Raw genomic sequence first — 21,667 nt, 5'->3', positions numbered from 1 at the left:
GCGGCCAGGACATCGGCTTCGCGCCTGAAGGCGCTGCTACCGTAGGAGCGGCCTTGGCCGCGAAGCCGAAAGCGTCACCGCCCGTCCTGCAACCGCTGCAGGATCACCTTCGCCAACGTGGCGTAGTCCCCTTCGAAATGGTGATCGCCCGGCAGCTTGACCACCTGCGCGGTGCCGGCCGGCAGCTTGGGGCACAACGCATCGTCGTCGTCCTCTCCGTATACGCACAGGGTACGGGCCGCCGGCAGCTTGCGCACTTCCGGGGCAATCGGCAGGCCATCATCGCCGTCGCCACCGATCCAGTTGCTGACATGGAATTCATAGTCGGCGCGTTCGCCGACCGACAGCAACGCCGTCATTCGCATGGTCTGCGCGGTGCTGGCCGGTAACAGGTTGATCGCTGCGGGAAGCACGTCCGCGCCCTGCGAGAAACCAATGAACACCACGTTCGGACGCTGCCATTGAGCCGCGTAGTGGCGAACGATGCGGTCCAGGTCCACGGCGAACCCGGCCGGCGTGCGCTCGCTCCAGAAGTAGCGCAGCGAATCCACGCCAACCACCGGGACATTGGCCGCGGCCAAGGCGCCGGCCACGTCCTTGTCCAGCCCCGCCCAGCCACCATCACCGGAGACGAAAACCGCAAAGGTGTCGCCCGTGCCGGCAGCCGGCACCTCGACCAAGGGCAGCCCATCCAGATCGTGCGGCACCGGCGGCAGGCTCACACCATGCTGCGCGCCCAGCACCCGCACCACCGCGCGCTCGCCCGGCAAGGCGCTGCCTGCCCGGGTGCGTTGGAAGCTGCGCGCCCACGGAACCTCCTTGAGGAAACCGTCCACCGCGGCCACCGTGCAGGCCTTGCCCGCACCGCTGGCGGCCAGCCACGGGAACCGCAACGGCTGCGGCTGAAGGTCACGGCCGTGGATCGCATCGCCGCAGGTCATCGTGGCATTGCGCAGCTGCGGGCAGAAGCCGTCGGTCAACAGACCCGCGAACACCTGCGGTTCGGCCTGGGTGGCCACCGCGTACGCCAACGCCGCACCGTCGCCATCACCGCCCAGGACCGGCAGGCGGTAGGTCGGCACATGCAGGTAGGCCTGCACGTAGCGCGAGAAATTCTCGACGTCGCCGGCCGAGAAGCCGCAGCTGCCGCCCTCCCTGGCCAGCACCTGGTAGAGGTGGGCGGTGTCGATGTCCACCACCATCGCGCCGTCGGCACGCAACGCCTGCAGGCGTGCCTGCCGCCCCACCGGGTCACCCTGGCCGGCGAACCACAGCACCACGCGCTGTGGCGCACCTTCCGGCAGATACACCGGCACCTGCTCGAACCGGCCATGACTGACACGCTCCAACGCCGACGCCGGCAACGCACACAACGCCAGCGCAAGGGCTGCCACACCCATCCGTGCACGCACCATCAATGTTCACTCCCCATGGGACCGCGACAGCCTACGCCTGTCCGCGTCGGAAACCTGTGCCTATTCGGTGGCGTCCGGGTGCCGCTGCTTCCAGGCCTCCAGCCGCTGCCGGTACTGGGCCAGCTCGTCGGCATACAGGTCCAGCACGCACAGCGGGCAGCCACTGCCGCAGCATTCATTGGGGCCGGGGGCTTCGGGCGGCAGCGGCCGCGGATCGGGGTCGGGAAGTACGTCGGGGCTCATCACATCGGCCGCCAGCGGCGGCGATCAAACGGTGGCCATAGTCTAGCCAATCGCCGGATCAGGCCGTGGCCCGGCGCAGGTTGGCACGCGCCGCTGCGTCATAGCGTTCATGGAAGAAGTCGCTGAAGAAGATCCGCGGCTGGGCCAGCACGCCCTTGAGGAACCGGCGCCGGTTGAGCCGGAACAGGAAGCCCGGCACCTTGCCCGCGTACTCCTCGGCGATGCCCCGGTCATAGGCATCGAACACCGCCGGCGGTGCCCCCAGGATCGCCATGTCGCTGTCCAGGAACAGGGCCGCATCGGCGTCCAGGTCCTCTGCCCGCAACTTGCCGTGGCGTGCGGTCAGCGCGATCAGCTCGGCCACGCGGTCACCATCGATGCCCGCATCCGGCAGCCAGCGTTCTATCGCATCCACCGCCAGCTGTGCCGAGCGCTGCTCGTTGTCGCCGCGCCCGGCTTCATAGATGGCATCGTGGTAGAGCACGGCCAGCGCCACCTCGGCCGGCTGCTGCCAGCCCGGTCCAACCGCGACGTCGTGATAGTGCTGCAGCAACGCCTGCACATGGCCGAAGTTGTGATACGCCCGCGGCGGCCGCGTGTAGGCGGCTTCAAGCTCGGCCCATTGCCGGGGAGGCACGGTCAGCGGCAGAGTGTCCATGCGCGCATCCTGCCCGAGTACACCCGATCCGTGAAGCGTGCCCGCGCGTTGCCGGGCTGACCCGGGCGCCACGATGACGGCCGGGATTCCAGTACGGCGGCGGTCTCCACGATCGCAGGCAGGTCGGCGGCAGATGTCGCTGCCGCGATCACCCCAACTGCCAGCGACCTTCCAACTGGTAGCGGCTCTGGCCCAGGAAACTGCGGATGAGCACGAATTCGCGCACGAACCAGCGCAGCGGCTGTACCGGCTGCACCGGCATGCGACGCCGGTCATACAGCAGGGTCATGTGCGGTGTGAAGCGCGGGTTGGCCTTGGCCCCCACGCTCTGCAGGCAGCGCGCCAACTCGGCGTGCAGGTCACCCAGCAGCTCGGCGCCGTATTCGCTCTGCAGCACGAACGGGTTCTGGTGGTTGCCGGCGAAGCTGCCCACCTGGTCGAAGCAGACCTCGAATTCCGGGGCCTGCACCCGGCTGGCGGCCTGGCGTACCCGGGCCAGCAGGCTCGGTGGCAGCCCAGCGTAGTCGCCGATGTGGTGCAGGGTGACGTGCAGCCGTTCGGTGTCCAGCGGGCGCCCTTCCAGCCCGTGTTCGTCACGCAGCCCTTCGGCCAGCTCGGAGATCCGCTCGGCGGTGAGCGGATCCGGCAGCACCGCGAAGAACAGGCGCTCGGTCGGGATGTCACTGCCAATGCCCAGCGAAAGCTGTGCCTGGTCAGAGGGAAGGAACTTCTTCATGGATTCGCGCTGGAAGCCGCCGGCCGGAGCCGTCTGTGGCGGAGGCCGATACTGACTGGGGCCGCGGATACTAGCAGACCCCGCCGGTCGCCGGGACCGCCGCGCGCCTCCACTGCGCGGTGCGATGGACAAAAACTCGCCACCGTCGCCAGCCCCCCGTCCCACGGGGGCTGCCGCGGGTTATCCACATGTTTGCCCGGCGCTGGTCCACATGCGCTGTGGATCACGCCAAATACACTTCCACCCTGCCTCCAGAGGCATACACTGGGGCGGCCGCAGCAACCTCCAGGTGGTCGCCATGATCGGTTGGAACGCTTTGACCCTGCTCGCCGCCACAACCCTGGCCCCGCCGCCGCAGGCCCCGGTCCTGCCCGCGCAGGAGATCCCCACGCCCGCCCAGATCATGGAGATCCCGCCGGACGTGAAGGCGGTGCTCCAGGAACAGGTGATCCGCGCCAGCAACTCGCCGGAACGGCGCCTGCAGCGGCTGGTCGAACTGGTATTCCAGCCAACCGAACTCGGGCTGGAATACGACACCGAGGCCACCCTCACCGTGGCCGAGACCTGGCGGCTGCGACGTGCCAACTGCCTGTCCTTCACCCTGCTGTTCGTCGCCATGGCCCGCGAGATCGGGCTGGAAGCACGCATGCAGGAGGTTGGCCAGGTGATGACCTGGTACGAGAACCAGGGGCTGATCTTCAATGCCGGGCACGTCAACGTCGGGCTGCGCGTGGATGGGCGCATGGCCACGCTGGACCTGGACCGCAACGTGCTCTACGACGCACATGGCCCACAGCCGATCTCCGACGCGCGGGCGCTGGCGCACTTCTACAACAACCGCGGTGCCGAGCAGCTGGCGGCGCATGACTACACCACCGCACGCCGCTACTTCGAAGCGGCCCTGGCGATGGACCCCCGCTTCGTCTCGGCGATGAACAACCTCGGCGTGCTGGAAACACGCAGCAACAACGACCAGGCCGCCGCCCGCGACTTCGATGCTGCCCTGGCCATCAACCGCATGCACCCGGCCGCGCTGCACAACGCCGCCTACCTCTACCAACGCGTGGGCGACACTCGGCACGCCGCACTGCTGCGCGAGCGCCTGGAGCGCTCGCGCAAGCGCGACCCGTTCTACCAGTTCATGCAGGGCGTGCTTGCCGAGCGAGCCGGCAACTACCCGCAGGCCTCCCATTTCTACCGTGCCGCGATCGACCTGTACCCGCGGGCGCACCAGTTCCATTTCGGGCTGGCACGCACCTATTTCCTGACCGGCAACAACCGCCAGGCCGAGCGCGAGATGACGCGCGCACGCGCATTGGGCGGGACCAACGAAGTGCGCGCGATCTACCAGGCCAAGCTGGACAGCCTGCGACGGCTGGACCCCCGCCACGCCGTGCGCGACAGCCGGCCAAACGGCCTACCGCCCTTGCCGGCGCCGGCAATCATCCAGCAGCACCTGCGCGGCGAACCGACGGGCAGCGGCGACTGGCGTTGAATCAGGCCTTGCGCAGGAAGCAGGTCTTCAGCACCAGCCCCTTGATCTTGTCCGAGTTGCCTTCGATGTGCTCGGCATCGTCCTCGACCAGGCGGATGTTGCGGATCACCGTGCCCTGCTTGAGCGGGATCGACGAGCCCTTGACCTTGAGGTCCTTGATCACGGTGACAGTGTCACCGGCCAGCAGCACGTTGCCATTGCTGTCGCGGACCACCACCGCATCGGCCTGCGCTTCGCCGGGCGTCCATTCATGGCCGCAATCGGCGCAGATCCACAGGGCGCCGTCCGGATAGACGTTCGGCTGCGAACACTGGGGGCAGGAAGAAACGGGCATGGTGGCTCCAGCAATGCGTAAAAGACCGCCTATTGTAGCCTTTCGCACCTGCCCGCCCGGCCTGGCGCGGGAACGCCTGCATGGCCGCACTGGCGCGTGAATGTCGGCCGCCCGGGGCCGCACCGTGAAATCTGCGGTGCCGGCGGGCGTAGTACAGTGCGCGGCCGATTCAACCGCACGCCCCCGGACGCTCCATGAAACTCGGCATCGACTTCGGCACCAGCAACTCGGCGGCCGCCGCCCATATCGACGGCAAGGTGGTCCCGGTCCACTTTGGCGACGCCCTGCAGTTCCGCACCACGGTGTACTTCCCCGAGGTGATGCGCGACCCCAACGATTTCGAACTCACCCCGGCGCTGGAACAGCAGCTCGAAGCCCTGGTCGAGTCCGGCCGCCGCGATGCCCGCAGCGCCGGCACCGACCGCAGCCCCGCGCAACTGCGTGCGGATGCGCTGCGCGTGGTGCGCCGGCAGTGGATGGAAGAACGCATCCGCGAACCGCAGAGCTCCACCACCCTGCTGCAGAACGCGGTCTACGGTGACGACGCGCTGGAAGCCTACTTCGAGGAGAACGAAGGCAACCTGGTGCAGAGCCCGAAATCGATGCTCGGCTACAACCTGCACCCGCGCGCCAGGCAGACCATCACCGGCATTGCCACGCACATCCTCGAGCACATCCGCCTGACCGCGTCCCGGCAGCTCGGCCAGAACGTGCGCAGCGCCCTGCTCGGCCGCCCGGTGCAGTTCCGCAGCTCGATCGGCGAGGCCGGCAACGACCAGGCGCTGGAGATCCTGCGCAGCGCGGCCCTGGCCGCCGGGTTCGACGAGGTGGACTTCCTCGAGGAGCCGGCCGCTGCGGCAATGCACTACCACGCCGTCAGCGATCAACGCCATGAGGCGGTGATCGTCGACGTCGGCGGCGGCACCACCGACATCGCCCATGCCAGCGTCGGCGGCGACGCGCCGCCACGGATCCACCGCGCCTGGGGCATCGCGCGCGGCGGCACCGACATCGACCTTGCGCTGAGCCTGGCCGCCTACATGCCACTGTTCGGCCGCGGCATCACCCGCGTGCCGACCCATCACTACGTGGAGGCGGCGATGGTGCAGGACACACCGCGCCAACGTGAGTTCCGCCAGCACAACTACGATGCGGTCGATGCCCCCTACGGGCCGCGCCTGCAGGCATTGCAGGACACCGGCAACACCGCGCGCCTGTACCGCGCGGTGGAGCAATGCAAGATCGCGCTGAGCAGCACCGACTCGCACGCCAGCGCGTTGTCCTTCATCGAAGCCGGTTTATCGGTGGAAACCGATGCGCCCCATCTGGGCAATGCCGCCGGCGGCTATCTGGGTGAACTGGAAGCGCTGCTGGCGCAGGTCCGTCAGGACATCGGCCACGAGCCAGCAGCGGTGTTCCTGACCGGCGGCATGTCACGCGCCGGCTACATCCAGCGCGCGGCCGCAGCGGCCTTCCCGAATGCCACGCTGGTTCACGGCGACCCGTCGTTCGGCGTGGTGCAGGGCCTGGCGTTGGCGGCCACCGCCGCCCCGTAGGAGCGCCCTCCGGCGCGAAGCCGGTGCTCGACACCCCCCGCATGAACCGCGGTGATGCACCGGCTCCGTGCCGCGGTTTCGCGGCCGGGACTGTTCCCGCCCGGACCGTCAGCGGTCGCCCAGCTTCACCCGCACGCTGCCCGAGTGCGAGCTGATGCTGATGTCACCATCACCGCCGCCCAGGCGGGTTTCCAGGCTGCGCCCCGGGCCGTACTGCGGGCGCTCCACCGTGCCGACGTCGGACTGGATGCTGCCGCTGAAGCTGTTCGCCTTCAGCTGCGCCGAGGTGCGTGCCGGCAAGGTCAGCGAAACCCCGCCGCTGACCGTCTGCAGGTTGATCCGGCCACCCGGTGCCAGGCCGGCGCTGCGCACGCCCAGGCTGCCGGAGACGGTTTCGGCAGTGAGCCGCTGTACCGCACTCAGGTTCAGGTCGATCGCACCGGACACGCTGTTGGCGCTGACCTCGCCGCCGCTGGAACCGGCCACGTTGATCTGCCCGCTGACCGTCTGCAGGTCCAGCCGGGGGGTCCGCAGCTGCGAGCGGATCGCGCCACTGACCGTGTTCAGGTCGGTTTCGCCGGCCTGGCCTTCGGCGGTGATCGAGCCGCTGACCGAAGTGGCCTGCAGGCGGCGCAGGTCGACCTGGCCGACATCGATGCTGGCGCTGACCGTGCTGGCCTGCAGTTGCGCCGAACGCGGCACCCGCAGCTCCAGCACCGCGCCACGGGTGTTGCGGCTGTTCTGCGGGTAGACCACCTTGAACTGCACGCGGTTGGCGCTGTTCTCCACGTCCAGCCGCTGGCCGTCGCCGAGGGTGCCGGTCAACTGCACTTCGTTGCGGTCCCAGCCACGCACGGTGACCGAACCGGCGACGTTGCCCAGTTCGACCCGGCCACCACTGGACAGCGGCAGGCGTTGGTTGACCGTGCTCTGGGCGAACACGGAGGCAATTGGCGCCAGCAGCAGCGTAGCGGCCAGCAGGTTGCGCAGGGAGGCATTCATGTGGGGCTCCTTCAGGTGGATAGTCCGGTGGCCGCGAGGCCCTGCCGGGTGAGTTCAAGGCGCAGCGCGTAGGTGCGCCGCAGTTGGCCGAGCAGGAACCCGGCATGCGGGCTCTGGTCGATGGCGGTGCGGATGCTGCCGGCGCTGGCATCCAGCTCGTCCAGCGCCGGCCGCAGTTCGGCCGGCACGGTCTCGACCGGAATGGTGGCGATGGCCTGGCGGTACTCGTGGGTGATCACGTTGGCCTGCCGCTGCAGTGGCGTGTCCGTCATCGCCACCGTCGCCGGCCGACCGGGTTGCCACAGTGCGAATGTCCCCACGAATGCCAGCACGGCCGCCGCGGCCCCGGCCAGCCACGGCCAGCGTCGCACCGCACGCCGTGGGCGCGGGAGTTGCGCCGGTACCGGCAGCGGCGTCGCGCCGATACGCGGTGCCGGCGGCGCCTGTTCCAGCTGTGCCGCGATGCGCTGCCACACCGCCGCCGAAGGCAGGCGCTCGCGCGGCAAGGCCGCCAGCTGCCGGGTCAGGTCGTCGTTGTCGTTCTCTTCCATCATGCGTCTCCAAGCCGTGCGCGCAGCAGGCCGCGCGCGCGGTGCAACTGGGCCTTGGAACTGCCTACCGCCATCTGCAGTTCCTCGGCGATCTCGTGGTGTTTCCAACCTTCGATGTCATGCAGCACCAGCACGGCCCGTGCACGCGGCGGCAGCGTCTGCAGCGCGCGTTCCAGGTCCAGCCCGGTGGCATGGCAGCGCGTGACATCGGCCATGCCGGTCAGCACCTCCATCCCGCTTTCACCGATATCCAGCGACTCGAAGGCGGCACTGGCACGCAGTTCCATCAGCGCGGTGTTGACCGCCATGCGGTGCAACCAGGTGCCCAGCGCGCTTTCGAAGCGGAACTGCGGCAACTTGCGCCAGGCCAGGATGAAGGTTTCCTGCAGCACGTCCTCGGCACGCGCGGCGTTGCCGCCGCACAACCGCCAGAGCAGGGCGTTCAAGCGCGGGGCATGCCGGCGATACAGGCGCTCGAACGCATGCACGTCGCCGCCGGCGGCGGCACGGGCCAGCGCGGTGTCGTCCACGGCGGGCGGGGAAAGGCTGGCGAGGGTCACGGTGGCGTCGAGCATATCCATTGGATGCAGGGTCCGCGCAAAAGGTTTAAAGCCCACCGCGATCGGTGGCAGCCGTGCTGGCGCTGGCAGCCCCCGCGCGCTTGGCCGACAATCCAGCCTCGCCTCCCTGTAGCTGTTCCATGCTCCGATCCAGCGCCCTGCTGTGCGCCGCCCTCGCCCTGGCCGGCTGTGCCAGCACCCCACCCGCCGCCGTCCGGGCACCCGCCGATGCGCCGCGCCTGCCGCTTCACGCGCAGGCACCGGTGATCCTGGTGTCCATCGATGGCTTCCGCAACGACTACCTGCAGCGCGGATTGACCCCGAACCTGTCACACATGGCCGCCGGTGGCGCGCGTGCCGAGTACATGCGGCCGTCCTATCCCTCGATCACCTTCCCCAACCATTACACGCTGGTGACCGGGCTGCGCCCGGACCACCACGGCGTGATCGCCAACTTCATGACCGACCCGGCCATCCCCGGCGTGCGCTTCAGCATGTTCGACCCCGCCACGGTGGGCGACGAGCGCTGGTGGGACGATGGCAAGCCGCTGTGGACCAGCGTGCGCGAACAGGGCGGTCGCGCCGCGGCCATGTTCTGGGTCGGCTCCGAAGCGCCGGTGCACGGCGCCCGGCCAGAGTTCTGGCGGCCGTTCGACATCGAGGTGACCTCGCAGCAGCGCGTGCAGACCGTGCTGGAATGGCTGGCACTGCCCGCCGCTGAACGCCCGCATTTCGTCACCCTGTACTTCGATCGGGTCGACACGGTGGGCCACCTGCATGGCCCGGATTCACCGCAGTTGAACCAGGCCCTGGCCGAGGTCGACCAGGCCATCGGCCAGTTGCTGCAGGGCATCCGCGCACAGGGGCTGGAAGAGCGCACCAACATCGTGGTCGCCTCAGACCACGGCATGGCCGCCACCTCGCCCGAGCAGGAGCTGTACCTGGACGACCTGGTCGACGTGAGCCGGCTGGATTTCGGCTGGACCGGCGCCTACGCCTCGTTCGACGCCCTGCCCGGTGGCGAGGCGGCCGCCCGGCAACTGCTGGCCGGCACCTACCCGCACTTCCGCTGCATGACCCGCGAACAGATTCCGGCGCGGTTCGAGTACGGCCACCATCGCCGCGTGCCGGCCTTCATCTGCATGGCCGACGTCGGCTGGCAGGTGACCACCCGCCAGGCGCAGCAACGCAAGGGCCATCGCCTCAACGGCGAGCACGGCTACGACAACACGCTGCCGGAGATGCGGGCACCGTTCATCGGCCATGGCCCTGCCTTCCAGCCCGGCGTGGTGATCGCGCCGATCGACAACGTGGACCTCTATCCGCTGCTGGCGCGCCTGCTCGGCATCACGCCGGCCGCCAATGATGGCCAACCCGCACATACCGCCGCGGCATTGAAGCAATGAAGGCGCGCGCAGCCATGCGCCTGCAAGGAGATTGATGATGAAGCAGTTCCTGCCACCGACCCTGCACGAATGGGTTGCACCGCTCAACACCACCCTGATGATCGTCCTGATCCTGTGCGTGGCCGCCCTGCTGCGGATGCTGGTGCGGCGCCTGTTGTCGCGGCTGGGCCGGCACTACACGCTGCCACAGCCGATCGAACTGGCGATCCGGCGGCTGTCCAACTTCATCATCTGGACCGCCACGCTGTTGACCGTGCTCAACCAGGTGGGGGTGGCCCCGTCGGTGCTGTGGACCGCGTTCACCGGCTTTGCGGCGGTCGGCGCGGTGGCATTCTTCGCGGCCTGGAGCGTGCTTTCCAACATCTTCTGCACCTTCCTGATCTTCACCACCCGCCCGTTTCGCCTGGGCGATCAGATCGAGTTGCTGGAGAACGGCGAGAAGCCAGGCCTGAAGGGCCTGGTGGTCGACATCAACCTGATCTACACCACCCTGCATGAAATCGGTGGTCCTGCCGAGGGCACCCTGATGCAGATCCCCAACAGCCTGTTCTTCCAGCGCGGCCTGCGCCGCTGGCGCACTGGCGAAACGGCGCCGACGACGATCGCCGGCGACGGCTGAGGCTGAGGCCCAGGCGGCGGGATGGCCGCTTGGCCATCCCGCGTCGCGGGCAGCCGACGCGCCAGCGGGGCCGGCACCAAAACTGAACCCTCGGCAGCATGCGCCCGCTGCACCACAGTTTTTCGCTCATGCCGCACTGCAGCATGCGAAAATTGGCGCCATTCCCGGCCCCGCCGCTGCTGCGCCCCGCCCGATGTCCTCCCTGAACACCTCCTGCCCTGCCTCCCCGGCGGATACCCCGTCGCCCGCCGCCGCGATTCCCGCCCCGCGCAGCGACCGCCAACGCTGGGCCAGCGTCATCGCACTGGCGCTGGCCGCGTTCGTGTTCAACACCAGCGAGTTCGTCCCGGTAGGCCTGCTCAGCGACATCGGCGGCAGCTTCGGCATGCCCATCGAGCACGTCGGGCTGATGCTGACCATCTATGCCTGGGTGGTGGCGCTGACCTCGCTGCCGTGCATGCTGCTGACCCGCAACCTGGACCGCCGCCGCCTGTTGCTGGGCGTGTTCGCGCTGTTCGTCGCCAGCCACGTGGTGTCGGGCATCGCCTGGAGCTATCCGGTGCTGATGGCCAGCCGCATCGGCATCGCGCTGGCGCATGCGGTGTTCTGGTCGATCACCGCCTCGCTGGCGGTGCGGGTGGCCCCCGAGGGCAAGCGCCCGCAGGCGCTGGGCCTGCTGGCCACCGGCACCTCGGTGGCGATGGTGCTGGGCATTCCGCTGGGCCGGATCGTCGGCGAATGGCTGGGCTGGCGCATCACCTTCTTCGCCATCGGCGGCGTGGCGCTGCTGGTGATGGTGGTACTGGCGCGGCTGCTGCCGGCCCTGCCCAGCCAGAACAGCGGTTCGGCCAGCAGCCTGCCGGTGCTGTTGCGGCGCCCGGCGCTGGTCGCCCTGTACGTGCTGGTGATGGTGGTGGTGTCGGCGCAGTTCACCGGCTACAGCTACATCGAACCGTTCGTGCAGAGCATCGGCGGCTTCGATGCCCACGTCACCACGCTGGTCCTGCTGCTGTTCGGCGGCATGGGTTTCCTCGGCAGCGTGCTGTTCTCGCGCTACGGCCTGCGCTGGCCTCGTGGCTTCCTGCTGGCGGCCATCGGTACCCTGGCCATCTGCCTGTTGTTGCTGCGTACCGGCCTGGCCAACGCAACGCTGCTGTACATGCTGGTTTCGGTGTGGGGCGTGGCGATGATCTGCTTCGCGCTGTCGATGCAGTCCAAGGTGCTGCACCTGGCCGCCGATGCCACCGACGTGGCGATGGCACTGTTCTCGGGCATCTTCAACATCGGCATCGGTGCCGGTGCCTTGATCGGCAGCCAGGTCAGCCTGCACCTGGGCATGCAGCACATCGGCCTGGTCGGCGGGCTGCTGGCCAGCGCTGGCTGGGTGTGGTGCCTGTTCGCGCTGCTGCGCTGGGGGCGCAGTTTCCACCTGCCCGCCGCCGCGCCCTGAGCGCGCCGGCCTGCACGTTTCCTGCGCACCGGCAGCAGGTATGCTGGCGCCCAACCGCCCCTGCTTCCGGGGGCGTGGCATCGGGGGAGACGTGGATCAGGACATCATCTTGCGCGATGGAACGGTCGCCGACGCCGCCGCGCTCAGTGCGCTGGTCACGCCGTTGGCCCGCCATCTGCTCGACGCCGACACCGGCGCCACCGCCCACGCCTTCCTCGCCTCGCTGGCCCCGGCCAGCTTCGCCGAACGGCTGGCATCAAAGGCATTCGCGCATTACCTGGTCGAAGACGGCAGCGGCCTGTGCGGCATGATCGCCATCCGCGAAGACAGCCATATCCATCACCTATTCGTCAGCCGCGGCACCCGTCGGCGCGGCATCGCCCGGCAGCTGTGGGAACACGCGCTGCGCGTCCACGGCCGCCGCGAGTACACGGTCAATTCATCGGAGGTGGCGGTGCCGGTCTACGAGCGCTTCGGTTTCGTCGCCAAGGCCGCGCCACAGACGGTCAAGGGCGTGCGCTTCGTGTTGATGGAGCGCCCGCGGCTGGTCAAGCCGGTCATCCACAAGCAGTACCTCAACGCCGCGCTGTCGGACTCCCGCTCCGGGCAGTAAGCCCTCCGCCGCGCGGTGGCTTCAACGCAGCTGGCTGTCCTTGCTGCCGCGCCGGTTGTAACCGCTGTGCGCGGCCTCCTCGGCATCCAGCGCCTGCTGGCAGTTGACGCACAACCGCACGCCGGGCACGGCCTTGCGCCGCGCCTCGGGAATCGGCGCCTCGCATTCCTCGCAATGGGTCAGCCCCGGGCCGCTGGGCAGGCGGCTGCGCGCACGCTTGATCGCGTCATCGACGGTGGCATCGATCTGGTCCTGAACGGCGGTATCGCCCGCCCAACCGGTCGCCATGGCTGTTGCTCCTCGTTCGCCAACCCCTAGCGTAGCGCGGCTGGCCAAATGCCAGCACAACCGCGCCGGTTCAGCTCACCACATCAGGTCGTCGGGCACCTGGAACTGGGCGTAGTACGCGTCGTCCTCGGCATTGCCGGTGGAGATCGGGGTATCGGCGCTCTGCCCGTGGTCGAGCACGATCAGCTCGGCGGCGCGCAGGCGCACCTGTTCGGCGGCCACGCGCGGCAGCAGCTCGAAGCCCTCGCCATGGCGCACGATCACCAGCGCGCCGGACGCCAGCTGCTTGCGCAGCGCCTCGCTGACCAGCAGGGTGCGGATCACCTCGCCATCGCTGAAGCGGTATTCCAGCTCACCGCCGCGCGCCACCTTGCGGTCACCGATGATCTGCCGGGCCTGGGCACGCAGTTCGTCGGCGCGGCGCTGCGCGTTGCGCTCGGCGGCCAGCTGGCGGTCCTTCTCGGCCTTCTCGGCGCGGGCGCGGTCGGCCTCGCGCTGGCTCTCGGTCGGTGCCGCCGGGCCCTTGCCATGGCGAGCCTTGACCTGCTCGCGCGCCACCTGGGACACCTGGGATTTCTTGACCAGCCCTGCCTTGAGCAGCTGTTCCTGCAGCGGATTTGCCTTTGCCATCGTCGTGTTCGGTGTTCTGTTGCCAATGCCTGCCATGATAGCGGGCCTCCCGCCCGCAAGCCCGCACCACCGTCGATGCAACCGCTGAAGTACCTGAACGGCTACCCCGAACACCTCCAGCAGGGCGCCCGCGACCTGCTCGCGCAGGGCCGCTTGGGCGAAGTCATCCGGCGTCGCCACGACCAGCCGCATGACGTGCGCAGCGACCGCCAGCTCTACGACTACGTGCAGGCCCTGAAGGAACGCCACCTGCGCCAGTCGGTGCCGCTGGGCAAGGTGCTGTACGACGGCAAGCTGCAGGTGATCAAGCACGCGCTGGGCCTGCATACCGCCATCTCGCGCAACCATGGCGGCAAGCTCAAGGCCAGCCGCGAAATCCGCATCGCCAGCGTGTTCCGCGAGGCGCCGGCGCCGTTCCTGCGGATGATCGTGGTGCACGAACTGGCCCACCTGAAGGAGGCCGAGCACAACAAGGCCTTCTATCAGCTGTGCCTGCACATGGAACCGGACTACCACCAGCTGGAGTTCGACCTGCGCCTGTACCTGACCGCGCTGGAGCATGAAGGCGGCTGAACCCGGCATCGCCGCCTGCCGCCGCGGGCGCTACACTCCCCGCCCGCCGTAGAGCCTTCCGCCCATGACCACGCCCATCCGCCTCGACAAACGCCTCGCCGCGCAGCTGCAGTGCTCACGCGCCCAGGCCCAGCAGTACATCGAGGGCGGCTGGGTCAGCGTGGACGGCGTGGTGGTGGAAACCCCGCAGACCCTGGTTGCCGATGAGCAGGTCAGCCTAGCCGCCGATGCCAGCACCGGGGCCGCCGAGCCGGCCACCCTGCTGTTCAACAAGCCGGCCGGCACCGACGCCGCGCAGGTGTTCGCCCTGCTGCAGGAAGCCAACCGCAGCGCCGACGACGCAAGCGGCATCCGCCTGCTGCGCCGCCATTTCCTGCGGCTGGAAGCCCCGATGCCACTGGGCGATGCCGACAATGGCCTGCTGGTACTGACCCAGGATTGGCGCGTACGCCGGCACCTGCTTGAAGCCGGCCCGTCGCTGGAGCAGGAGTTCATGGTCGATGTGGAAGGCAGCGCCAGCCCGTGGACGCTGTCCCGCTTGACCCACGGCCTGCGCTACGAGGGCCGTGCCCTGCCCAGCTGCAAGGTCAGCTGGCAGAGCGAGCAACGCCTGCGCTTTGCGATCAAGGACGTGCGCCCGGGCCAGTTGCAGCACATGTGCGCGGAAGTCGGCCTGCAGGCCACCCAGGTCCGCCGGCTGCGCATCGGCCGCATCGGCCTGAGCAGGATGCCCGAGGGACAATGGCGCTACCTGGGCGCGGGCCAGCGGTTCTGACCCCACTGCTGCCGGGCCGCGCGGCAATGCAAGTCACCGGTGGGCCCGACGAAAACCGCCGCCTTGCGGCGGCGGGGAGGATTACTTGACCACGCGCAGGTGCGGGCGCTTGCCCGCCGGCGGTGGCGATGGCGCGTCCGGCGGCGTGGTCGGGGGCAGGTCCTCGTCCGCGGCCGGCTCGGTGCCGGGAATGTCATCCGGCAGCGCCATGCCCTGCCCGGTCTCGCGGGCATAGACGGCCAGGATCGCCGGGATCGGCACGTACACCGGGAAGCTCACGCCGGAAAAACGCGCGGTGAAACTGACCGCATCATTGTCGATGTGCAGGCCCATCACCGCGCGCTCGGCGATGTTGAGCACCACGCGCTCTTCCTTGATCGCACTGGACGGCACCTGCACGCCCGGCACGCCGGCATCGACCATCACGTGCGGGGTCATGCCGTTGTCGTTGATCCATTCCACCAGCGCCCGCAACAGGTACGGACGGTGGCTGCTCATGCGGAAAGTTTCTTCAGTCATCGGACAAGTGTACGCGGCATTGATGCACGATCACCGCCCGCAGGCGGTGATCGATAAGTCGGCATACAGCCGCGGCAGGCCTCAGACCGGCAGTTCGCGTAGCTTCTTTTCCTGGTCGGTCAGGCTGCGGATGAAACCCGGGTTGCGGAAGATCCGGTTGCCGTAGTCCTCGATCGCCTTGCCATCCTTGGGCAACGCCACGCCCAGCGATTCCAGCCGCCAGATGATCGGCGCCATGGCGCAGTCGGCCAGGCTCATTTCCGGGTTGAGGAAGAACTTGCTGGCCTTGAACAGCGGCACCGACTGCGCCACCAGTTCCTTCAGGCGCTTGCGGCCGGCCTCGGCCTGGGTCTTGTTGCCCAGCTGGATGGCCTGCACCTGCGGCACCCAGTCATGCTCGATGCGCAGCATCGCCAGGCGCAGTCGCGCGCGCGACAGCGGGTCCACCGGCATCAACGGCGGATGCGGGTAGCGCTCGTCCAGGTACTCGCTGACCACCGAAGCGGCGTACAGCACCAGCTCGCGCTCGACCAGGGTCGGCACCGAGTGATAGGGGTTCAGGTCGATCAGGTCCTCCGGCGGGTTCTGCGGATCCACCGGCACCAGATCGTAGGTGACACCCTTGGCTGCAAGCACCAGCCGCACCCGGTGGCAAAGCACGTCATCGGTCGCCGAAAACAGGGTCAAGGTATTTCGCATACGCACACTCGCCGCCATCAAAAGGCTCTCCAACGGCCGGAATCCGCCGACCTTACGGCCCCGCTGGCCCAGTGCCAGCGGTCGCCACGGTTACCCGAGTGTGCCAACGCACCTGCTCGATTGCCAAGGCCCTCCAGTGGGGCGGCCGCCGGGTCAGTGCACGTCTTTCCAGTACTCGGTCTTCACCAGATAAGCCAGGAACGTCAACAGCGCAAGGAACAGGACCACCCAGACACCCAGGCTCTGCCGCTTCAGGGCGGCCGGCTCGCCGGCGTACTCCAGGAAATTGGTGATGTCACGCACGGTCTGGTCGTACTCGCGGGCGTCCACCTTGCCCGGCTGCGCGATCTTCAGCCCGACCACCGGCGGGTCCAGCCCCGGCTGCTCGGGCTTGCCGTGCTCGGCGTGCTGGATGCCCTGCAGCTCCCACAGCGGGTTGGGCATGGAGGCGTTCGGGAACACGGTGTTGTTCCAGCCCAGCGGCCGCGACGGATCCACGTAGAACGACTTGAGGTAGCTGTAGATCCAGTCGGTGCCGCGCACGCGGGCGATCAGGCTCAGGTCCGGCGGCATCTTGCCGAACCACTTGGTGGCCTCATCGTGCGGCATGGCGACCTGGATCTGCTCGCCGAACGCGGCCCCGGTGAAGTTGAGGTTGTCCATCACCTGCGCCTCGGTCAGGCCCAGGTCCTCGGCCATGCGCGAATAACGCAGGTACTTGAGCGAATGACAGCCGGAGCAGTAGCTCATGTAGGCCTGGGCACCGCGTTGCAGCGAGGCCTTGTCGCCCAGGTCATTGCCGGCCTGCTGCAGCTTGCCCCCCTCGGCGGCATTGGCCGACACGCAGAACACCATCGCGGCGGCCATGGCCAGCCGCACCATCCATTTGTCAGTCATGCGTCGTCACCCGTTCCGGTACCGGCTTGGTGCTGTCGAGCTTGGTCCAAACCGGCATGGTGATGAAGAAGGCGAAGTACAGGAAGGTCAGCACGCGCCCCACCCAGGTCTCCCAGATCGCAGTGCCCGGACCGGAACCGATCACGCCCAGCCACACGAAGCACACCACCAGGATACCCAGCATCACCTTGGAAATCGGGCCGCGGTAGCGGATCGACTTGACCTTGGCCTTGTCCAGCCACGGCACCAGGAACAGGATGGCGATGGCCGAGAACATCACGATCACGCCGCCGAGCTTGTTCGGCACCACGCGCAACATCGCGTAGTACGGGGTGTAGTACCACACCGGCTTGATGTGCTCCGGCGTCACCAAGCGGTTGGCCTCGGTGAAGTTGTCGTGTTCCAGGAACAGCCCGCCGAAGCCTGGCGCGAAGAAGATGATGAACGCCGCCAGCACCAGCAGGAAGCCGACGCCCACCATGTCCTTGACAGTGTAGTACGGGTGGAACGGGATGCCGTCCGTCGGCGCGGTCGACGACCAGCGGTTGCCCTTGGGCCCCTTCTTGATCTCCACGCCGTCGGGGTTGTTCGAGCCCACCTCGTGCAACGCCCCCAGGTGCAGCACCACCAGCAGCAGCAGCACCAGCGGCAGCGCGATCACGTGCAGGGCGAAGAAGCGGTTGAGGGTGGCATCGCCGGGCAGGTAGTCGCCCATGATCCACTCGGTCAAGCCGTTGCCGATCACCGGGATGGCACCGAACAGCGAGATGATGACCTTCGCGCCCCAGAACGACATCTGGCCCCAGGGCAGCACGTAGCCCATGAAGGCTTCGGCCATCAGCACCAGGTAGATCAGCATGCCCAGGATCCACACCAGCTCGCGCGGCTTCTTGTAACTGCCGTACATCAGGCCGCGGAACATGTGCAGGTAGACCACGATGAAGAACAGCGAGGCACCGGTGGAGTGCATGTAGCGGATCAGCCAGCCCCACTCCACGTCGCGCATGATGTATTCGATCGATGCGAACGCCTCGGCTGCACTGGTCTTGTAGTGCATGGTGAGGAAGATGCCGGTGAGGATCTGGTTGACCAGGATCACCAGCGCCAGCGAGCCGAAGTAGTACCAGAAGTTGAAGTTCTTCGGCGCGTAGTACTCGCTGACGTGCTTGCGGTACACCGGCATCAGGCCCGGGGCACGCTCGTTGACCCAGTTGGCCACGCCGGTGGCGGTACGGACGAGGATGTTGGCCATGGTCAGGCTGCCCCCTGCGGATCGACACCGATGACGATGGTGTTGTCATCGGTGTAGTGATGCGGCGGCACCAGCAGGTTGATCGGTGCCGGCACGTCCTGGAACACGCGCCCGGACATGTCGAAGCGCGACTTGTGGCAGGGGCAGAAGTAGCCCCCCTTCCACTGCGCGTCATACGGCTCGGGGCGGATCTCGGCGACCATCTCCGGCGAGCAGCCCAGGTGCGTGCACAGGCCGACCAGCACGGAGATCTCCGGCTTGATCGAGCGGAATTCGGCATTGCCCTTGAGCACGTAGTCCGGCTGCTGGTCCTTGTTGCCGGACTCGGGGTCCTTCAACCGGCCATCAAGGCTGGGCAGTGCCTCGAGGATGGCCTTGGACCGCTTGACGATCCAGATCGGCTGGCCGCGCCATTCCAGGATCAGCCGTTGGCCTTCCTGCAGGGCGCTGATGTCGGCGGTCACCGGGGCACCGGCCAACTTGGCCCGCGCACTGGGATTCCACGATTTGATGAAAGGTACAGCTGCGAAACCTACGCCAACTGCTCCGACCACCGCGGTGGTCGTTGTCAAGAACCGGCGACGCCCGGTATTGACTGGATCGTTTACCCCATCGTTGGCCATCCGGCTCTCCGACTATTGATTAGGTAGCTTGAGGCTGCCAGCAGTCTGGGTGGGGACCAGCCTGCTCTGAAACGAATCGCACGCGAGTGTAACGGAACGCTTAACGCCCGCACAACGCGATCAAACACCAGTCCGCGGGATTTGTCACGACCCGCCGCAACACGTGGCCGAAGCTTACAGGCTGGAGGTACGTTCGCCCCGATAGCGCTCGGCCAACTGGGCCACGCGCTGGACGTAGTACTGGGTCTCGCTGTAGGGCGGCACGCCACCATGACGGTCCACCGCACCTTCGCCGGCGTTGTACCCCGCCGCAGCCAGGGTCAGGTTGCCGTTGAAGCGACGCAGCAGCCAGGACAGGTACTGCACCCCGCCACGGATGTTCTGGTTGGCGTCGTACGAATCGGTCACGCCGAAGCGACGCGCGGTGGCCGGCATCAGCTGCATCAGCCCCTGCGCGCCGGCGCGGCTGAGCGCGGTGGGATTGAACGCCGACTCGGCATGGATCACCGCCCGCACCACCGCCTCTTCGACCCCGAACTCGCGCGCGGCGGCGGCGATCTCGGCGCTGTAAGCCTGCGTATTCAGGCGTACCGTGCCGAAGTTGACCCGGGAGGTCACCCCGCAGGCATAGCAGCGTTCGATGTAGCTGTACTGGATGGTGCGGACCGGGCCGATGCTGGCGACCTGGCTCGGCCGGGTGCTGGAGTAATGCCGCACGCCGTCCTTCATATAGGAGTAGACCTGCCCGCTGACCACGCGCTGGGCACGACCAACCGTGGCCGGTGCCGTCGCCGGGGCGGGATTGCTGGCCGCGACCGGCGCCGGTTGGGCGGCGACCGCGTTGCCCCGGCCTTCGCCGGTGATGGTCGGGACCGACGGCGCGATGGCTGGCGCAGGTGCGCGCGCGGGCTCACGCGCAGGGCGGTAACTGCTCACCACGCTGCAGCTGGCCCCGCTGATGCGGCGGTTCACGTAGTTCGGGATGCCGTCGTTGCCGACGCACTTGTACAGCGTGCCGGCACTGGCCGGCAAGGCGGCCAGTGCGGCGAGCAGAATGCCGGTGATCCCCAAAATCCCCTTCATGGCGGGGGAGTCTCCCAGCTTCGGCGAGGCTTGCCAAGTATTTGACGCGGCGTGTTCTCACCCAGCCGGCCGGGGCCGATACAATAGCCCGCTTCGAATGCGGCCCCCGGGCCGCCTGCCCGCCCACCCGTCTGGAATAAGCACCATGCCCGGGACGCCAGCCACTCCCTCGCCGATCACGGCCGGCCCTGCCGTGCCGCCTGCTGAAATGACCACTCCTGAATTGATTCCCCTGCCCGGCGCCAAGCCGAAGGTTGCCGGCGGTGCGCGCGGCAAGCTCTACATCAAGACCCACGGTTGCCAGATGAACGAGTACGACTCAGCCAAGATGGCCGACGTGCTGGCCGAGTCCGAAGGCCTGGAGCTGACCGACAACCCCGAAGAGGCCGACGTGGTGCTGGTCAACACCTGCTCCATCCGCGAGAAGGCACAGGAGAAGGTGTTCAGCCAGCTCGGCCGCTGGAAGGCGCTCAAGGCCGGCGGCCGCGACGTCATCATCGGCGTGGGCGGCTGCGTGGCCTCACAGGAAGGCGAAGCCATCGTCAAGCGCGCGCCCTATGTGGACCTGGTGTTCGGCCCGCAGACCCTGCACCGCCTGCCGGAGCTGATCCGTGCCCGCCGCGAGCAGAACAAGCCGCAGGTGGACATCAGCTTCCCGGAGATCGAGAAGTTCGACCGCATGCCCGAGCCGCGCGCCGAAGGTGCCTCGGCCTTCGTCTCGATCATGGAAGGCTGCTCCAAGTACTGCTCGTTCTGCGTGGTGCCGTACACCCGCGGCACCGAGGTCAGCCGCCCGTTCGAGGACGTGGTGGTCGAATGCGCGCAGCTCGCCGCGCAGGGCGTGCGCGAGATCAACCTGCTCGGCCAGAACGTCAATGCCTACCGCGGCCCCTACGGCGACGGCGAGATCGCCGACCTGGGCCTGCTGATCCGCACCCTGGCCGAGATTGACGGCATCGGCCGCATCCGCTTCACCACCTCGCACCCGCTGGAGTTCAGCGACTCGCTGGTCGACGCCTACCGCGACGTGCCCAAGCTGGCCAACTACCTGCACCTGCCGGTGCAGGCCGGCAGCGACCGCATCCTCAGCGCCATGAAGCGTGGCTACACCGCGCTGGAGTTCAAGGCCAAGATCCGCAAGCTGCGCGCGGTGCGCCCGGACATCTCGATCAGCTCGGACTTCATCGTCGGCTTCCCCGGCGAGACCGACGCCGACTTCGAGAAGACCATGAAACTGATCGAGGACGTGGGCTTCGACCAGAGCTTCTCCTTCATCTACTCGCGTCGCCCGGGCACCCCGGCCGCCGACCTGGAGGACACCATCAGCGACGCCGAGAAGCATGCGCGCCTGTCGCGCCTGCAGGCCCGCATCAACGCGCATGCCGCCACCATTTCCAATGCGATGGTGGGGACGGTGCAGTCGGTGCTGGTCGACGGCCCTTCGCGCAAGGACCCGAACGAACTGACCGGCAAGACCGAGAACATGCGTTCGGTGAACTTCGCCGGCCATGCCCGCCTGGTCGGGCAGTTCGTCGACGTGCTGATCACCGAGGCCTTGAGCAACTCGTTGCGTGGCCGGGTCGTCACCCCGACGTAAAGGCCTGCCGATCCCGGGTGAGCGGCGCCCACCCGGGAGTGCATCCCAGCCGACAGACGGACGTCACTCAGGAGCGCCCACAGGCGCTCTTAC

At 68.0% G+C, this 21,667-nt stretch carries 25 protein-coding genes; 9 read left to right on the top strand and 16 right to left on the bottom strand.

Annotated elements, in window-relative coordinates:
- Nucleotides 1-74 precede the first annotated feature (74 nt).
- From AC06FE_RS10585 to thpR, 4 genes are all read right to left on the bottom strand, one after another.
- On the bottom strand, nucleotides 75-1,415 hold the full coding sequence (locus AC06FE_RS10585) for a virulence factor family protein (protein ID WP_478073008.1): 1,341 nt from the start codon (nucleotides 1,413-1,415) through the stop codon (nucleotides 75-77).
- Nucleotides 1,416-1,475: 60 nt separating this feature from the next.
- The gene (locus tag AC06FE_RS10580; RefSeq protein WP_192286268.1) at nucleotides 1,476-1,658 is read right to left on the bottom strand and encodes an oxidoreductase-like domain-containing protein; all 183 of its coding nucleotides are present in this window, start codon (nucleotides 1,656-1,658) and stop codon (nucleotides 1,476-1,478) included.
- A gap of 58 nt (nucleotides 1,659-1,716) precedes the next feature.
- Nucleotides 1,717-2,316, bottom strand: coding sequence for an HD domain-containing protein (locus AC06FE_RS10575; protein WP_478073007.1), 600 nt, complete (start codon nucleotides 2,314-2,316; stop codon nucleotides 1,717-1,719).
- Between the two features lie 148 nt (nucleotides 2,317-2,464).
- Nucleotides 2,465-3,052, bottom strand: a complete 588-nt coding sequence (gene thpR, locus AC06FE_RS10570) for an RNA 2',3'-cyclic phosphodiesterase (protein ID WP_132864454.1) — start codon at nucleotides 3,050-3,052, stop codon at nucleotides 2,465-2,467.
- Between the two features lie 298 nt (nucleotides 3,053-3,350).
- On the opposite strand from thpR, the gene AC06FE_RS10565 reads away from it, so the two are divergent.
- Nucleotides 3,351-4,547: a tetratricopeptide repeat protein gene (locus tag AC06FE_RS10565; RefSeq protein WP_478073006.1), complete on the top strand. Its 1,197-nt coding sequence runs from the start codon at nucleotides 3,351-3,353 to the stop codon at nucleotides 4,545-4,547.
- A 1-nt stretch (nucleotide 4,548) separates the two neighbouring features.
- Here the strand turns inward: AC06FE_RS10565 and AC06FE_RS10560 are convergent, their stop codons facing one another.
- Complete coding sequence (locus AC06FE_RS10560) at nucleotides 4,549-4,881, bottom strand: zinc ribbon domain-containing protein YjdM (RefSeq protein ID WP_132864456.1); 333 nt, start codon at nucleotides 4,879-4,881, stop codon at nucleotides 4,549-4,551.
- 194 nt (nucleotides 4,882-5,075) lie between these two features.
- Here AC06FE_RS10560 and AC06FE_RS10555 point away from each other — a divergent pair, with 194 nt between their 5' ends.
- Nucleotides 5,076-6,437 carry an Hsp70 family protein gene (locus AC06FE_RS10555; protein WP_478073005.1) on the top strand — a complete coding sequence of 454 codons (1,362 nt, stop codon included), beginning with the start codon at nucleotides 5,076-5,078 and terminating at the stop codon, nucleotides 6,435-6,437.
- A gap of 108 nt (nucleotides 6,438-6,545) precedes the next feature.
- Here AC06FE_RS10555 and AC06FE_RS10550 read toward each other — a convergent pair whose 3' ends face one another.
- Genes AC06FE_RS10550 through AC06FE_RS10540 form a run of 3 tightly spaced genes read right to left on the bottom strand, consistent with a single transcriptional unit; the run spans nucleotide 6,546 to nucleotide 8,565 of the window.
- Nucleotides 6,546-7,439 (bottom strand): DUF4097 family beta strand repeat-containing protein, encoded by an 894-nt coding sequence (locus AC06FE_RS10550; protein ID WP_192286272.1) that lies wholly within the window; start codon nucleotides 7,437-7,439, stop codon nucleotides 6,546-6,548.
- Nucleotides 7,440-7,450: 11 nt separating this feature from the next.
- Nucleotides 7,451-7,993, bottom strand: a complete 543-nt coding sequence (locus AC06FE_RS10545) for a hypothetical protein (protein WP_478073004.1) — start codon at nucleotides 7,991-7,993, stop codon at nucleotides 7,451-7,453.
- Nucleotides 7,990-8,565 carry an RNA polymerase sigma factor gene (locus tag AC06FE_RS10540; RefSeq protein ID WP_313255611.1) on the bottom strand — a complete coding sequence of 192 codons (576 nt, stop codon included), beginning with the start codon at nucleotides 8,563-8,565 and terminating at the stop codon, nucleotides 7,990-7,992. The genes AC06FE_RS10545 and AC06FE_RS10540 overlap by 4 nt, the downstream gene beginning before the upstream one ends.
- Nucleotides 8,566-8,690: 125 nt before the next feature.
- Here AC06FE_RS10540 and AC06FE_RS10535 point away from each other — a divergent pair, with 125 nt between their 5' ends.
- From AC06FE_RS10535 to AC06FE_RS10520, 4 genes are all read left to right on the top strand, one after another.
- The gene (locus AC06FE_RS10535; RefSeq protein ID WP_478073003.1) at nucleotides 8,691-9,956 is read left to right on the top strand and encodes an alkaline phosphatase family protein; all 1,266 of its coding nucleotides are present in this window, start codon (nucleotides 8,691-8,693) and stop codon (nucleotides 9,954-9,956) included.
- A 34-nt stretch (nucleotides 9,957-9,990) separates the two neighbouring features.
- On the top strand, nucleotides 9,991-10,575 hold the full coding sequence (locus AC06FE_RS10530) for a mechanosensitive ion channel family protein (protein WP_207911801.1): 585 nt from the start codon (nucleotides 9,991-9,993) through the stop codon (nucleotides 10,573-10,575).
- Nucleotides 10,576-10,768: 193 nt separating this feature from the next.
- A complete protein-coding gene (locus AC06FE_RS10525) occupies nucleotides 10,769-12,025 on the top strand; it encodes a sugar transporter (protein ID WP_478073002.1) in 1,257 nt (418 codons plus the stop codon).
- 109 nt (nucleotides 12,026-12,134) lie between these two features.
- Nucleotides 12,135-12,638: a GNAT family N-acetyltransferase gene (locus AC06FE_RS10520; protein ID WP_313255605.1), complete on the top strand. Its 504-nt coding sequence runs from the start codon at nucleotides 12,135-12,137 to the stop codon at nucleotides 12,636-12,638.
- Nucleotides 12,639-12,659: 21 nt separating this feature from the next.
- Here the strand turns inward: AC06FE_RS10520 and AC06FE_RS10515 are convergent, their stop codons facing one another.
- Both AC06FE_RS10515 and AC06FE_RS10510 read right to left on the bottom strand, forming a co-directional pair.
- Nucleotides 12,660-12,926 (bottom strand): DksA/TraR family C4-type zinc finger protein, encoded by a 267-nt coding sequence (locus AC06FE_RS10515; RefSeq protein WP_192286278.1) that lies wholly within the window; start codon nucleotides 12,924-12,926, stop codon nucleotides 12,660-12,662.
- Between the two features lie 75 nt (nucleotides 12,927-13,001).
- The gene (locus AC06FE_RS10510) at nucleotides 13,002-13,556 is read right to left on the bottom strand and encodes a DUF2058 domain-containing protein (RefSeq protein ID WP_132864466.1); all 555 of its coding nucleotides are present in this window, start codon (nucleotides 13,554-13,556) and stop codon (nucleotides 13,002-13,004) included.
- 75 nt (nucleotides 13,557-13,631) lie between these two features.
- Between AC06FE_RS10510 and AC06FE_RS10505 the strand changes: the two genes are divergently transcribed.
- Together AC06FE_RS10505 and AC06FE_RS10500 are read left to right on the top strand one after the other, a co-directional pair.
- Nucleotides 13,632-14,129 carry a M48 metallopeptidase family protein gene (locus AC06FE_RS10505; RefSeq protein ID WP_313255601.1) on the top strand — a complete coding sequence of 166 codons (498 nt, stop codon included), beginning with the start codon at nucleotides 13,632-13,634 and terminating at the stop codon, nucleotides 14,127-14,129.
- A gap of 64 nt (nucleotides 14,130-14,193) precedes the next feature.
- Nucleotides 14,194-14,904: an RNA pseudouridine synthase gene (locus AC06FE_RS10500; protein ID WP_313255599.1), complete on the top strand. Its 711-nt coding sequence runs from the start codon at nucleotides 14,194-14,196 to the stop codon at nucleotides 14,902-14,904.
- 81 nt (nucleotides 14,905-14,985) lie between these two features.
- Here AC06FE_RS10500 and AC06FE_RS10495 read toward each other — a convergent pair whose 3' ends face one another.
- From AC06FE_RS10495 to AC06FE_RS10470, 6 genes are all read right to left on the bottom strand, one after another.
- Nucleotides 14,986-15,423: a ClpXP protease specificity-enhancing factor gene (locus AC06FE_RS10495; RefSeq protein WP_132864469.1), complete on the bottom strand. Its 438-nt coding sequence runs from the start codon at nucleotides 15,421-15,423 to the stop codon at nucleotides 14,986-14,988.
- Between the two features lie 81 nt (nucleotides 15,424-15,504).
- Nucleotides 15,505-16,140, bottom strand: coding sequence for a glutathione S-transferase N-terminal domain-containing protein (locus tag AC06FE_RS10490; RefSeq protein WP_132864470.1), 636 nt, complete (start codon nucleotides 16,138-16,140; stop codon nucleotides 15,505-15,507).
- A 135-nt stretch (nucleotides 16,141-16,275) separates the two neighbouring features.
- Nucleotides 16,276-17,019, bottom strand: a complete 744-nt coding sequence (locus AC06FE_RS10485) for a cytochrome c1 (RefSeq protein WP_478073001.1) — start codon at nucleotides 17,017-17,019, stop codon at nucleotides 16,276-16,278.
- Nucleotides 17,012-18,271 carry a cytochrome b gene (locus tag AC06FE_RS10480; protein WP_478073000.1) on the bottom strand — a complete coding sequence of 420 codons (1,260 nt, stop codon included), beginning with the start codon at nucleotides 18,269-18,271 and terminating at the stop codon, nucleotides 17,012-17,014. Before AC06FE_RS10480 ends, AC06FE_RS10485 begins: the two co-directional genes overlap by 8 nt.
- Before the next feature lie 2 nt (nucleotides 18,272-18,273).
- The gene (gene petA, locus AC06FE_RS10475) at nucleotides 18,274-18,894 is read right to left on the bottom strand and encodes a ubiquinol-cytochrome c reductase iron-sulfur subunit (RefSeq protein ID WP_132864473.1); all 621 of its coding nucleotides are present in this window, start codon (nucleotides 18,892-18,894) and stop codon (nucleotides 18,274-18,276) included.
- A gap of 174 nt (nucleotides 18,895-19,068) precedes the next feature.
- Nucleotides 19,069-19,977, bottom strand: a complete 909-nt coding sequence (locus tag AC06FE_RS10470; RefSeq protein WP_192286284.1) for a lytic transglycosylase domain-containing protein — start codon at nucleotides 19,975-19,977, stop codon at nucleotides 19,069-19,071.
- Between the two features lie 145 nt (nucleotides 19,978-20,122).
- On the opposite strand from AC06FE_RS10470, the gene miaB reads away from it, so the two are divergent.
- The gene (gene miaB / locus AC06FE_RS10465; protein ID WP_313255594.1) at nucleotides 20,123-21,574 is read left to right on the top strand and encodes a tRNA (N6-isopentenyl adenosine(37)-C2)-methylthiotransferase MiaB; all 1,452 of its coding nucleotides are present in this window, start codon (nucleotides 20,123-20,125) and stop codon (nucleotides 21,572-21,574) included.
- The last annotated feature ends 93 nt before the right edge of the window (nucleotides 21,575-21,667 follow it).

The organism is Stenotrophomonas sp. Steno-C18 (assembly GCF_056393195.1).
Note: the sequence above shows the minus strand (reverse complement) of the source record. Positions and strands in the feature narration are given on the sequence as shown.